Annotated in this window: 12 protein-coding genes; 2 read left to right on the forward strand and 10 right to left on the reverse strand. The window is 69.4% G+C overall.

The genetic code is table 11. The annotated features are described in order from the left end of the window. Positions 1-2 precede the first annotated feature (2 nt). From W7U_RS19595 to W7U_RS19640, 10 genes are all read right to left on the reverse strand, one after another. Positions 3-293 carry a WXG100 family type VII secretion target gene (locus W7U_RS19595; RefSeq protein ID WP_008261663.1) on the reverse strand — a complete coding sequence of 97 codons (291 nt, stop codon included), beginning with the start codon at positions 291-293 and terminating at the stop codon, positions 3-5. 43 nt (positions 294-336) lie between these two features. Then, on the reverse strand, positions 337-630 hold the full coding sequence (gene esxG, locus W7U_RS19600) for a type VII secretion system protein EsxG (RefSeq protein ID WP_008261664.1): 294 nt from the start codon (positions 628-630) through the stop codon (positions 337-339). 64 nt (positions 631-694) lie between these two features. Beyond that, the gene (locus W7U_RS19605) at positions 695-2185 is read right to left on the reverse strand and encodes a PPE family protein (protein WP_036429551.1); all 1491 of its coding nucleotides are present in this window, start codon (positions 2183-2185) and stop codon (positions 695-697) included. Positions 2186-2187: 2 nt separating this feature from the next. Next, a complete protein-coding gene (locus tag W7U_RS19610) occupies positions 2188-2496 on the reverse strand; it encodes a PE family protein (protein WP_008261668.1) in 309 nt (102 codons plus the stop codon). A 2-nt stretch (positions 2497-2498) separates the two neighbouring features. After that, complete coding sequence (locus W7U_RS19615; protein WP_008261679.1) at positions 2499-6488, reverse strand: type VII secretion protein EccC; 3990 nt, start codon at positions 6486-6488, stop codon at positions 2499-2501. After that, complete coding sequence (gene eccB, locus W7U_RS19620) at positions 6485-8104, reverse strand: type VII secretion protein EccB (protein ID WP_008261687.1); 1620 nt, start codon at positions 8102-8104, stop codon at positions 6485-6487. Before eccB ends, W7U_RS19615 begins: the two co-directional genes overlap by 4 nt. Then, positions 8101-9933, reverse strand: a complete 1833-nt coding sequence (gene eccA3 / locus W7U_RS19625) for a type VII secretion system ESX-3 AAA family ATPase EccA3 (RefSeq protein ID WP_085976523.1) — start codon at positions 9931-9933, stop codon at positions 8101-8103. The genes eccB and eccA3 overlap by 4 nt, the downstream gene beginning before the upstream one ends. 499 nt (positions 9934-10432) lie before the next feature. Continuing rightward, the gene (locus tag W7U_RS19630) at positions 10433-11338 is read right to left on the reverse strand and encodes a class I SAM-dependent methyltransferase (RefSeq protein ID WP_008261692.1); all 906 of its coding nucleotides are present in this window, start codon (positions 11336-11338) and stop codon (positions 10433-10435) included. An 81-nt stretch (positions 11339-11419) separates the two neighbouring features. After that, positions 11420-11674 carry a type B 50S ribosomal protein L31 gene (locus W7U_RS19635; RefSeq protein WP_008261694.1) on the reverse strand — a complete coding sequence of 85 codons (255 nt, stop codon included), beginning with the start codon at positions 11672-11674 and terminating at the stop codon, positions 11420-11422. Beyond that, positions 11671-12870: a GTP-binding protein gene (locus W7U_RS19640; protein ID WP_008261696.1), complete on the reverse strand. Its 1200-nt coding sequence runs from the start codon at positions 12868-12870 to the stop codon at positions 11671-11673. Before W7U_RS19640 ends, W7U_RS19635 begins: the two co-directional genes overlap by 4 nt. Before the next feature lie 103 nt (positions 12871-12973). Between W7U_RS19640 and rpmB the strand changes: the two genes are divergently transcribed. After that, positions 12974-13210, forward strand: a complete 237-nt coding sequence (gene rpmB, locus W7U_RS19645; protein WP_008261697.1) for a 50S ribosomal protein L28 — start codon at positions 12974-12976, stop codon at positions 13208-13210. After that, a complete protein-coding gene (rpmG, locus tag W7U_RS19650; RefSeq protein ID WP_008261699.1) occupies positions 13210-13374 on the forward strand; it encodes a 50S ribosomal protein L33 in 165 nt (54 codons plus the stop codon). The genes rpmB and rpmG overlap by 1 nt, the downstream gene beginning before the upstream one ends.

Consider the following 13374-nt stretch of genomic DNA (forward strand, 5'->3'; position numbering starts at 1 on the left):
AACTAGCCGCCCCACTTGGCGGCTTCGGCCTGGTCGCGGGCCAGCATCGACATGGTGTTGGCCTCGTGGGTGCTGGCCATCGACTGGTACGCGCGCACCAGGCTTTCCATGGCCTGGTTCCACTGGGCCTGCCACACCTGGTAGGTCATACCGGTGTCACCCTGCCAGGCGTTGGACAGCGTGGCCTGTTCGGCGGAGATGTCGGCGCCGAGCCCCTGCATCGTGCCGGCGTAGCCCGACATGTCGGCGGCGTGGCTCAACATCGCCGGGTAGTTGTACATGATCTGCGACATCAGAAGTCCTTTCGCGGTTTGGTGGCGTCTAAGGGTGGCTGGATCAGAACGCGGTGTAACCGGAGGCGGCCGCCGCGTCCGCGGCCACGTAGGTGCCGGCGGCGTCGCCGAGGTTGGCCTGGGCGATATCCAGCAGCGTGTTGACCCGTGCGGCGACCTCCACGAACCGCGCGTGCGCGGCCTGGAACGCCGCCGAGGACTCGCCCTGGTGGAAGGCCTGCGCCGACATCGCTTCCTGCTCGGCCTGGCTGATCGTGCTGCGCAGCAACGCGGCCTTGGCGCTGAACGCCGACTGCGAGGCAACCAACTGCGGGATATGAGCGTCCAACATACTCATGGTGATTCCTTTCTATTGCGTCCGTTGGGGTTTGGAGTAGTTCACCTGGATGTGGCTGACTGCCTTATCCCCCCTTCCCCGGTTCGGCTGGGCCCCTACCGTTGACGGCGTCCTGCTCCCACGTGCCGGGCACCATCGGCATCCGTGGGCCGCCGCCGAAGTCGTCGTCGGCCAGCTTGGTCAATCCCGCCGCCTGAAACGCCTTCTGCCTCTGCTTGGTTCCGGCGAACCCGAGCGGTCCGGCCCCCTGGGCCGAAGCCACCGCGGCAGCCAGCTCTTCCTCGTCGCCGTAGTCCGGGGGCACACCGAAATCGGATTCCATGTCCGCGAATTCGTCGGCGTGGTCGTGCAGCGCGGCTCGCCGCCTGCGCCGAGCCCGCGCCTCGGCGCGGGCCGGTGCCGCCGCGCCGGCCGCCGGGATCGTCGCCGCGGGCGCCTTGGCCCCGCCGCGCCCGGTCAGGGTGGGACCGACGCCGGTGTCCGGGTCAGCGCCGTAGGCGACCACGTAGGCCAAGTTTCCGGCCGCCGCCGCCGGCGCCGGGGCCGCCGGCGCGCCGGTGCCGGCCGCGACTGTGGTGGCTGGGGCGGCGGCGGGAGTCGCCACCGTCGGCGCCATGGCGACCGCCGGCAGCATGGACGGCTTGTTCGACGCCAGCACGGGGGCCACCGCGGCCGGGGCCGCCGCCTCCGGCGCGGCCTCGGCCGGCGTGGTGAGCAGGGAGCTGAGGCCGATCCCCAGCAGCAGCGGAATCAGGAACGGTGCGGTCAGGATCGCGCCCCAGGTCGGCCAGCCGACGGCGTTGAAGAACACCTGGTAGGCGATGAAGAACAGCAGCGGTCCGTTGGCCGCCAGGAACGCCGGCAGGTTCGAGAAGAAGTCCTGCAGCATCTGCTGGATGTTCTGGAAGAAGTCCTGCAGGAACTTCGACAACTGCTGGATGAAGTTCTGCCACCAGTCCCCGGTGTTCTGTGCGGCGTTGGACGTGAGGTTGTTGGTCTCGCTCCCGGGATTGACGATGGTCGGCGCGGCCATGGTGCGGGGCGCCGCGGCCAGCGCCGAACCCGAGACGGCCTGGTAGGTGCCCATGGTGGTGGCCGCCTGAACCCACATCCGCGCGTAGTCGGCTTCGTTGACCGCGATCGGAATGGTGTTGATGCCAAAGAAATTCGTCCCCACCAACACCGCGTGCACGGCGTGGTTGGTGGCGAGCTCCCCCAGTGTCGGCATCGCCGCCAACGCCGCCGTGTACGCCGTCGCCGCGACCTCTTGTTGCGCCGCGGCGCCCGCGCTGTCGGCGCTGGCCTGCTGCAGCCAGGCCAGGTACGGCAGGTGGGCCGCCACATACTGCTCGGCGCTCGGCCCTTCCCACGCGCCCGCCTGCGCCTCCCCCAGCAGCGCACTGAGTTCCCCGGCCGCCGTGGCGTATTGGGCGCTGAGCGAGGTCCACGCACCGGCGGCCGCCAACAGCGGCCCCGGTCCCGGACCGGCGCTCAGCAACGCCGAATGCACCTCTGGTGGCGACGCCATCCAGATGGGGGCGAGGGGGGCAGTCATCGTCAGGCGCCCGCGATCCCGAACGTCGCAGCGGCCGCGGTGTCACCCGCGAGATAGCTTGCGCCGGCTTCCCCGACGCCGAGACCGGCGCGGCCCAGCTCCTCGACGCCCTGGGCCGCCATGGCCGAGTGCTCCTGGCCCTGAGCGCTGAATCCCATGGCCGTCTGCAGCGACACCGGATCGACCGCCGGCGGGACCACCGCCGTGATCGCCGGGGCCGCCGCCGCGTGTGCGGCGGCCAGCCGTGCCGTCAGCGCCTCCACCGCGGCGCTGGTGGCGGCCAGTCCTTCGGGAACCACTCGCAGCGTCATCTCTACTCCTCCCGTTGCGCTTCACTTGCCATTACGGATTCCCCGATCAAGGGGTTGATCAACTGCACGTACGTCGGACCATCGCTGTCGCCCAACAGGATCGCCCGCCCGGCCGGCAAGCGGCCGAATCGTTGGCCGCGGATCTTGCCGCTGTCTTGCGGATTGCCCGCCAGCATCAACGTGGTGGCCTGCAGGTCGTTGAAGCGGCGCAGCAGCGGGTTGGTCATCAACGCGTGTCCCGAACCGGTGGCCCGCGCGGTGACGATCACCCGGATCCCCAAATCGGCTGCCTGCGACAGCAACCCGATCAGCGGAGACCACGGGCGCTGCCCGACGTAGGGGCCGCTCATCGCCGGCGAATCCGGAATCTGGTCGACGTCGTCGATGATCAGGTAGTGCGTCTGGCCCGCGAACGTCCAGCGCGACAGCTCGGCCGGCGACAGGCCGGCCGGCGGCCGGCGCGACTCGATCAGGTTGGCCAGCCCCAGCATCGCCGGGATGATGCGGTCGATGTTGGCCGTGTACTCGTTGTCGGCGAACAACGGTTCGTCGACGAGGTGCAGCCGTCGATCCAGCACCGTGAAGGCGACCTGGTCCGGCGTGGAGTGTTCGCGGACCGTGCGGATGAGGTGGCGCAGCAGCGTCGTCTTCCCCGACTTGCTGTCACCGAACACCATCAGCAGCGGGTTGTCGGCGAAGTCGACCACCACCGGCGCGAGGTCCTCCTCGCGCTGGCCGATGACCACCTGCTCGGGCCCGCGGTACAGCGACCCGACGGCATCCGGGGCGAGGTTGGTGGGCAGCAGCCGCACCGGGGGCGCCGCCATGCCCGGGTAACGGTCGTTGATCGCGGCGATCTGGTCCAGCTCCGGGGTGGCGAACAGGAAATGCTCTGCGGCCATGGTCAATCCGCGACCCGGCTGGTCGTGCGGCACCGCTTCGGCGGGCCGGCGCAGGGCGCCCACCACCCGCACGTTGCTGTCCCGCGGATCGTGCAGCTTGAGCTCGAGCCTCAACCCCAGGCCGTCCCGCATCGACAGCGGCACCTCCAGCCAGCTGGGCGTGGTGACCACGACGTGGATGCCGTACGCCAGCCCGATGTTGACCAACTCGGTGACCTTGGCCAGCAACGGGTTTCGCGTGTTGAACTGGTCGGTGTTGTCACGGCCGAACGCGTAGAGGTTGTCGATGAGCAGGAACACCTCGCCGAACCCGTCGTCGGGGACCCCACCGCGGGAGTCCCGGAACGCCTCCCGGCGCTGCCGCGACAACAGCAGCTGCTCGAGCTCGCCGAAGGTGCGACGGATCCGTTCGGGCTCCAGCGCCGAGGCGACGCTGCCGACGTGCGCCAGGCCCTCCATCGCACGGAGCTTTCCGCCGCCGTAGTCCAGGCAGTAGAACGTGACCTCGCGCGGCGAGTGCAGGCTGGCCGCCGACAACATGAACGTCTGCAGCGCAGTCGACTTCCCCGACTTGGGGCCACCGTGGATGACCATGTTCCCGGCCGACGACGCGGCATCGAAGATCAGCGGGTCGCGGCGCATCTCGAACGGCTTGTCGATCTCACCCAGCGGCCACTGCCACTGCCGCGGCGGCACACCGGCCCGGGCCAGCATCGCGCTCACCGGGATCGGCTCGTCCAGCGGCGGCAGCCACAACTGCGGCGCGCGCGGCCCGTACCCGGCCAGCTGGTCGCCGATGGTGGCGATGAGCTTGCGCGGCGGCCCGGTCAGTTCGACCTCGTCGGGGCTGGTGATCACGGTGTCCTGATCGGGCTCGACCCGCCCGGCCGTGAACACCTTGGGCTCCGGGATAGACGGCACCACAAGCGATTTGGCCTTCTGCGGCGGATCGTAGATGCCGTCGACATAGGTGCTGCGGAACTTGATCGGGGTCGCGCCCGGCGCGGGCACCAAGAAGCCCACGCCCTTGTGCTCCTTGCCGGATTCGATGTGGTAGGCGTCCTCCACCCCGATGATCTGGCGGGACACGCTGGGACTGGCCACCTTCAACCCGATGCGGTAGGAGGTGTTCTTGTCGATGTCCTTGATCTTGCCGACATCCAGCGTCTGCGACGCGAACAGGATGTGGATGCGGAACGAACGGCCTTTGCGGGCAACGTAATCGAACAGCTCCGCGTACTCCGGGTGGTCGGCCAGCATCAACGTGAACTCGTCGGCCACCACGAACAGCGTCGGGATCGGCGCCAGGTCGTGCCCGGCGGCGATGGCGTTCTCGTACTCGACCACCGAGTTGAACGCGCTGCCCTGCACCCGGCGGCCGGCCTCGCGCAGCAGCGTCTCCCGGCGGGCCACCTCGCCGCGCAGCGTGTCGGCGAATCGGTCGGCCAGCGACTTCTTTTCGGCCATGTTGGAGATCACCGCGACAACCTGCGGGAAGTGGCGGAAGCTGTCGGCCCCCGCCTCACCCTTGAAGTCGGCGTAGATGACGATCAACCGGTCCGCGGAATGAGTCGTCAACAGCGACAACAGGATCGACATCAGGGTCTGGGACTTACCCGATCCCGTCATACCGATCATCAGACCGTGCGGGCCCATCCCGCCCTCGGCCTCGTCCTTGAGGTCGAACATCAGCGGCTCACCGGTCGCGGTGACCCCGATCGGAACGCGCAGCTCGTCCTCGCGACGCCGCGGCGCCCACAGCGTCGGCACATCCAGTTGCGACGCGTCCGGGATGCCCAGCATCGTGGTGAACGTGGCGCCCCGGGTGGCCGCCGAACGCAACCCCGTGTGGGTCGGGTTGGAGTCCCAGCGCGACAGCTGGCGCGCCAGGTGGGCGGCCTCGTCGGCGCCCAGTTGGTCGGCGTCGTCGATGTACGGCTGCCAGCCGCCGGTCTGCCAACGCTCGATGGAGTGGGTCCGGGCGCCCGCGCCGTCCGCCGCGGTGATGCGCAGGATCGGCTTCTCGGGGTCCGAATACTGTTCGCGGTGCGGGGCGGTGGCGCCGCGGTGCACGACGGTGACGCCCGCGCGGCCCATCGCCAGCGTCGAGGCGTTCAGGTCGTAGTCCGGGTCGTCGACGATAATCAGCAGGTGCCGCAGCGCGTCGGCGGGTTCGCCGGTGAACGCCGGGCGGTCGACTAGCGCGGACCCCAGCTTGGCGACCAGTTCGTCGACGTTGGTGGCCATCAAGCGGGCCGGCCCGACGCCGTCGAGCTCACCGGGAATGTCAATGTGCGGCAACCACTTCAGCCACGACCAGTCCGGGCTCTCGAGGTCGGGGGTGACCAGCGCGACCCCGAGCACGGTCGGGTCGTGCCAGGTGACCGCCTGGGCCACCCAGGCCCGCATCGCCGAGCGCGCCTCGTCCTCGGAGCCCAGCACGGTGATTCGCGAGACCTTGGCCAGGTCGATCCCGGTCGGCACGTCACGCACCGTGCGGTGGGTGTCGAGCAGGCTGCGTAATGCGCTGTGCGACACCGGTTCCAGGTCGATTTCGTCCGCGGTGTCGTTGACCCGCAGCGCGGTCGCCAGGGGCACGTGGTGGCGTCCGGCCCGCAGCACCAGGAAGTCGGGATCGTGCGGGTCGCGCTCCCACTGACGGCGCGATCCGGGCACGGCGGCCAGCGCCGCGGGCTCCGGGTGGGACCACTGCGCGGCGGCGCTCTGCGCGGCGGCCTGGGTGCGGATGTTGTCCCGGACCACCGACAGGTAGCGCAGGTAGTCGGCGCGTTCGGCGTCGACCTCCTCGGTGCGCGTCTTGTTGTCGTTGCCGCGGTACATCGCCGTCGCGGCGAGCAGCAGCACGAACGGGAAGAACAGCGTCTGCGGGGAGATCAACCGCATTCCGGTCGCGAACAGCGCGACGATCATGCCGACGATCAGGATCACCAGCACGTACGGCATCGCGCGGCGCAGGAACGACGGCGGGATCACCCGCGGCAGCTCGGGCGGGGCCTCGATGGCGATGGTGCCCTTGCGGGTCACCGGCGGCGCCAGCCGGCGGCGCGCTTCGAAGATCAGTCGGCTCATCGGGGGGCTCCCTCGGCTTCCCTAGCAGCGGCAGTGACGCGGCCGGGCTTCTGGTCGGGCGTCAGCCCGTCGTGTGCCAGCAGCGCGTCGGCGCGCGATAATGTCGGGCCGCTCGCGAACAGCGACAGCACCGACCACGGGATCGGGACCGGCGACCCGGTAAGGCCAAGGGCCTCAACGGTTTTGTTCTGCCCGGCGGCCGAGTGCTCGGCCTCGTTGTCGATGCCGTAGCGGACACCGGTGTCAGAGACCCAGAACAGCGACCCGGCGCCCGGCGAGTTCGGCCCGCCGCCGACGGTCTGGGTGAAGTAGCCGGTGCCCGGCGCCAGGGCGACGCGGGCGGCGGTGGCCGGCGAGCCGCCGCCCACCAGGTCGACGGTGCGTATCGATTCGGCGACCGGCAGGGCCGAGCCCGTCAGCAGGTTCACCGAGCTGCTGGCGGCCTTGGCGGGCTTGCTCCAATAGGCGCACATGACGGGCGATTTGGCCGCATCCACCACCCCGACCTGCTGGTCGGGGTACCGCGCGGTGTCCAGCATCCGCGACACCGGCAGCTTGGCCACCGCGTCGGCGCCCAGCCGCGGCGGTTGGTCCAGCCCATAGGAATTCGTGTTCCGCAGGATCGCGGCGAGCACCGGCGAGATCTGCTGCAGGCCGTCCGGCAACACCGCGTAGTAGCGCGGCGCCCCGGAGGAGCTCTGGTCCAGGGTGTAGGACACCACGACCCCACCGATCGGTGCCGGCACGGTAAAGGGCGCCGGCGCACCGGCGTTCGGGATGCCGGGCGCGGTCAGCGGCGGGGCTTCGGGAATCGCGTTGAACAGGCCCAGGGCGATCGGGCGGGGCGCGGGGATCTCGGAGTTGCCCTGCCCCAAGCCAAGTGCGTTCGTGATCGCTTGGTCGGTGAGGTTGATCTGACTGCGCTTGCCGTCCCACAACAGCCACGTGGTGCCGTCACGGTCGGCGAGCATCGCCTGCCGCGGCGGGAGCGTGGCGGCGCGGGCGCCGCTGCTGTCCGGCCGGCCGGCGATCACCGTGACACCGGTGCTGTGTGCGGCGTGCCCCCCGGGCTCGCTGACCGCGTCGCACACCGTCCAGTTCGCATCGGTCGAGGGGTTTTGCACCATCCGTTCCGGCGCACCGGGGATGCCGATCAGGTTGCCGCGCGGAAACCGGTCCAGCTCACTGCTTTTCACCATGGTCGGGTCCACCGGCCGACCCGTGATCAGTCGGGCCGAGGTCAGGTTGAGCACCGGATGCAGATCCTCACCGACACGGACATACAGCGCGGCGGTGGACCGGTCGGCGAGCACGGCGTTGGTGCCCGCCGTCCCGTTCGGACGGATCAGCGAGAACACGAAGCAGCCGGCCAAACCGGTGACCAGCAGGACGGCGCCCATCGCCACCGCGCGCGACTGCGTGCGCAGCGGGTCGACGAGCATCCTGGTGTCGTGCAACGCGATACCGGAGGCGATCCGGCGCATCACGAAACGCCAGCCGCTCACCTGGTGCCGGGTGACGAAGCCGCGGCGGTACTCGACCTGGTCGGGATTGTCGTTGACCGGGGTCCGAGACGAGAACGAACGGCGTTCGTCGGGTTGCTGATTGGACGTCATGCCGGCACCGACAGCCCGAGGCCGCGCAGCAGCGGCTCAACCGACCTTGCGACGTCGTCGTCGGTGATCGTCATCAGCTCCTCGTCACTGAATTCGCCGGTTCCGGCGTGTTCCGAATGGTCGAGCCGGAACTCTCGTTCTTCTTCGGAGCGTTCGACGATGTTTCGCACGAATCGACCGTTACCGGCGATGTCCAGGTTGCGTCGCGAAATCCCGTTGGCGTCGGGTGTCGACTCGGTCGCCAACTTCGTGAACAACTCCTCCATGTGGTCGAGCGCGGCCTTTTCGAAAATGCTGTCGCGCTGCTCGGCCATCTTGTTCGCGATCTCGACCAGTTCCGACGGTGCGTAGGAAGGGAAGTCGATGTTGCGGGTGAATCGGGAACGCAAGCCCTCGTTGGTGTCCAGGAACTTGTCCAGGTCGGCCCGGTACCCCGCGATGATGACCACCAGGCGGTCGCGGTCGTTCTCCATCCGCGCCAGCAGCGTGTCGATGGCCACCAGCCCAAAGTCGTTCTTGGCGCCGGTGGCGACCAGCGCGTAGGCCTCGTCGAGGAACAGCACGCCGTCGAGCGCGCTGTCGATGATCGCGTTGGTCTTGGCCTCGGTCTCGCCGATGTGCTGGCCGATGAGATCGGCGCGGTGCACCTCGCGGATGTTCTCCCGCTTCAAAAGCCCCAGGCCGCAATAGATCTTGGCGACCACGCGGGCGATGGTGGTCTTACCGGTTCCGGGCGGGCCGGCGAAGACCAGGTGGTGGGCGCGCTGCGCGACCGCGAGCCCACGCTGCTTGCGGACCAGCTCCATGGCGACCGAGCTCTTCAGCCGCGACACCTGGTTCTTGACCTCTTCGAGGCCGATGAACTCGGCGAGCTGGCGTTCGGCCTCGTGCAGCAGCACGGCCTTGCGTTCGTGGGCGGCGGGGTCGACGAAATCCTCGGCGCTGGGCTCGGTTTCGGGATCCCACGGATCGGTGCGGGCTTCGATGCGCGCCGCCGTGGTGGTCACGATGCCAAAACTGGTGTCGGTCAGGGCCTGTTCGACCTGTTCGTTCTCGGGGTGGGCCGCGTACAGGTCCTGCAGCACTTCGCTCGCCGCGTCCTCGTCGACGTGGGCGCGCAGCACCAGCGCTTTGGCCAGCGCGCCGTCGACGGCCGCCACCGCGACCGGCCCCTCGGGCTCCTCCAGATAGGACAGCGCCGGGGCGAACATGCCCAGCCGGGCCAGCGCGGTGCCGAGCGCGATCTTGGCCGCGTGCGAGAACGCCTCGTCCAGGTCCGTGTCGTTGACGATCGGGGTCAGCAGTTTGACGACGTCCGACCAGCGCTCGGCGCGGTAGTTGATGACGACGGACACCCAGCGGGCCTCACGCCAGTTCGGTCGCTCGGTCGTCAGGCCCGCGACGATCGCGTCGGCGTCAGCAAACCGTCCCGCCGTCGCGAGCGCGGCCGCGTAGGCAAGGTGGAAGTCGTCGGGAGTGGTCGCGCGGAACTGTAGATACAGTCCGGTGTCGTAGCGGAAGCCCAGCGAGTTGGGTGCCAGGTCGACCTGGCGCTGCAGCACGCCCGCGGAGGCCGCGGTGCGCGACACCGCCTCGAGCACCCGCAGGGACGTGTCTCCGGCAGCCGCCAGCCCCGTCCACGCGTCGCATTGATCGTGGGCGATGCGGGTCAGCGCGGCGAAACCCGAACGCGCGGCGGCCAGGTCGGCCGGCCGCTGGCGTTGGTAGACGACGATGCCCAGCGCGCGGCAGCAGGTGGCGAACCGGCTGACGACGTCGCCGTCAACGCGCGTGTCCACGCGCGAATTGGCCGGCTGAACTGTGAGCATGCCGGTGTCACCGTGTTCCACGGCCGCGTCTTTTCATGTATGTAGTCTCCCCTAACCTGACCCGCCTGAAGTTAGCATTGCATAAGCTAACTGTCGAGGCGTTTGGGCCTGTCCGACTCACCACTGCACTGCCCTTCTTCTACCGCCGATGAGGACGTTCTGGAGAGGGTTTAGCCGCATTTTCCGCATACTCACAGCCGCACGCCGTGCGGCCTCACAGCAAGGCCTCACCTTACTGAAAATCATTTTCATTTTCAATCTCGGCACGCCACCTCGGCGCCCACCGGCTCGGCCGAGCGGATCAGGCACGACATCGTCCGCACCGGCGCGGTCATGGCAAGGACTCCTCGACGATCGGGTTGTGCTCGACGATCGCCCCGACCCGCAGGCCGGTGGAACGATCACGCAGCCACTAGTCGGCTGGCGGACCGAAAAAGTTCCGGCGTTGGTCGCTGCCCGAGCGAACTCGCCCGGCCTTCCGTGAAATCCGCCCGAGGGCTCAGGTGCGGACGGCGCTCACCAACGTGTTGCGCGCGATCATCGGGCCGGCTTCGGTCTCCGGCCCCGGCACCGGGCGGCCGACCTCGCGCAGGTAGTCGGCCAACGGGGTGCCGACCGCGGTCCAGCCGCGGTTGCCGAACCACTCGGTGGCCGGCGCGCACTGCTCGTTGTAGACCAGCTGGAAGAACACGCGCTGGTCGCCCTGCGCGGTGGCCGCGCGTTCTTCGGCGACGGCGGTCTCGAAGTCCTCGGGGTTCATCGGGGCGCCGTCCTCGACGGCGACGTGGCTGCCGTGACCGGCCAGCCCGTCGATACCGGTGAACAGCTGCTCCTGGGCGCTCGCCGGGAGATAGATCAGCAGGCCCTCGGCGATCCACGCCGAGGGTTTGGCCGGGTCGAAGCCGCTGTCGCGCAGGGCTTGCGGCCAGTCCTCGCGCAAATCGATGGCGATCTCGCGGCGCTCGGCGCGCGGCTCGGCGCCGACGCCGGCGAGCACCTCTCGCTTGAAGTCGAGCACCTGCGGCTGGTCGAGCTCGAAGATCGTGGTCGCGGCCGGCCAGTCCAGGCGGTAGGCGCGCGAGTCCAGGCCCGCCGCCAAGACCACCACCTGTCGCACGCCCGCGTCGGCGGCGCGCCGGAAGTAGTCGTCGAAGTACTTGGTGCGGGCGCCCTGGAAGTTGACGAAGTTTTCGCCGAAGTCGGCGGTCTTCAGCTGGTGGTCGGGGTCCTTGCCGTCGAGGACGTCGGCGGCGGCACCGCCGACGGCGCGGCAGAAGATCTCCGCGTACGGATCCACGGCCAGCGGGTCGGGCTTTTGCGCCTCCAGCGCCCGCGCGGTCGCGACGAACAACGCGGTCGAGCCCACGCTCGTGGTGATGTCCCAGGTATCGCCTTCGCTTCGCACCCCGCCCACAGTACGCCGCCGCGACTCGGCCCCTTTTCGGCTGGCGCGCAACGGTAGTGGAGCGCGTCGGCGCGGTACGGGCTACCGGCGACCGTAGCGGCGGTGGAACTTCTCCACTTGTCCCGCGCTGTCGACGATGCGGCGGCTGCCGGTCCAGAACGGGTGGGAGTCGGCGGTGACGTCGACGACGACGAGCGGATAGGTCCGGGTTCCCCGCGCCGTCTGCCACTCGACCGTCCGCGGGCTGGTGCGGGTCGACCGCGTCAAGAACATGGCGCCGGTGGTGGCGTCCTGGAAGACGACGGGGTGGTAGTCGGGATGCACGCCGGGCTTCATGAAGGGTCCTTGCCTTGCTGGGTGTGGCCGGCCACGTTGTCGGCGGCCTCGGTCAATTCCGCGCACGGATCCTCGTGCCAATCGCCGAACGGGTCGTCGTAGGCGATCCAGGTGCGCGGGTTCCGCATCTCCTCCTCGGTGAGCAGCGCGCCGCGCAGGGCGTCGAGGACCTCGTCGGTCCGGGCGCCGCACACCAGGATGGCCATCGCGGTATGCCGATCACCGTGCCGGTCGTCCCAGCCGAGCGCGGCCAGCGCGCGTCGCTCGGCGTCGACGCCGTCGCGCTCCGGCCCGCTCATCGCCGCCAGCCATTTGCCGGCCGAGCTCACCCGCAGCCCGGGGCCGGCCGATTCCAGCCACATCGCGCGGTCGGGATTGCTGGCCAGCCACAGCCGTCCCCGGGTCCTGATCACGCCGTCGAGCAACAGATCCAGGGCGGCGTGCAGGCGCTGCGGATGAAAGGGGCGACGGGCGTTGAATTCCACCAGGCTGATCGGACCGCGGGACTCCAGCGGCGGCTGCCCAGCCAGCAGCGGGCCGTGCGGGTCGTCGCTTCGGCCGCGGCGCGCGTCGCGGTACAGGTTGTTCAGTGCGTCCTCGATGCCGCCGGCCCCCACGCGGACGCGGGCGCGCGGCGACAGGCGACGCAGCACGGCCGCCACGAACGGGTTGGCGCGGTCGAGCACGACGACGTCGGCGAACTCGGCCTGTCCGATCACCACCTGGGCGTGGGTGCGGCCGTCGTCGAGTTCCTCCTCCCCCAACGCCTGGTCCAGCCAGGCCGCCGAATCGACGCAGGTCACCACGGCGGCGATCGCCACGTCCAGGGCCGCGGGCCCGTCGATGTACCCCGGCGCCACCCGCACCCGAACGTGCTTGATGGCCAAGCAGATTGGTTCGGGTTCCAACCAGGGCGCCAGGTGCACCACGATCCGGTCCACGTCGTCGCGGCGGTGCAGCCGGCGCAGCAGCACCAACAGGTCGTTGCGGATGGTGCACGAGACACAGCCGTGCGCGAGTTCCAGTCCGTTCTCGGTGCTGGTCAACACGCCGTCGGACAGCGACGCCGTCGTGCGGCGCACCACGTGACCGTCGAATCGGTGCTCGACGACCAGCGTTCCCGGCGTCTGCAGCATCGCGCCCACAACGGCGTCGGTGTCCCGCTGGCCGGCGACCAGGATGACGGGCGTCCGCATCGTCCTCCTTATTGATAATCATTTTCATCTAAGCCGTTCCTACGGTACCGTCCGTGGGGGACCTTGTCGAAAATGATTTTCAATAAGAGATGTGGAGGTGCAGGTGTCCGCCCACTGCCAGGTGACCGGCCGGCGGCCGGGTTTCGGTAACGCGGTGTCGCATTCCCATCGCAGGACCCGTCGGCGCTGGTCGCCGAACATCCAACTCAAGACGTACTACCTGCCCTCGGAGGACCGCCGGATCCGGCTACGGGTCAGCGCCAAGGGCATCAAGGTCATCGACCGCGACGGCATCGAGGCGGTCGTCGCGCGGTTGCGCCGCGAAGGGCAGCGAATCTGATGGCGCGCAACGAGATCCGTCTCCTGGTGAAACTTCGGTCCACCGCGGGCACCGGCTACACCTACATCACCCGCAAGAACCGACGCAACGACCCCGACCGACTGGTCCTGCGCAAATACGACCCCGTCATCCGCCGCCACGTCGACTTCCGCGAGGAGCGCTGA

This window comes from Mycobacterium sp. H4Y, assembly GCF_000364405.1.
GTDB lineage: Bacteria > Actinomycetota > Actinomycetes > Mycobacteriales > Mycobacteriaceae > Mycobacterium > Mycobacterium intracellulare.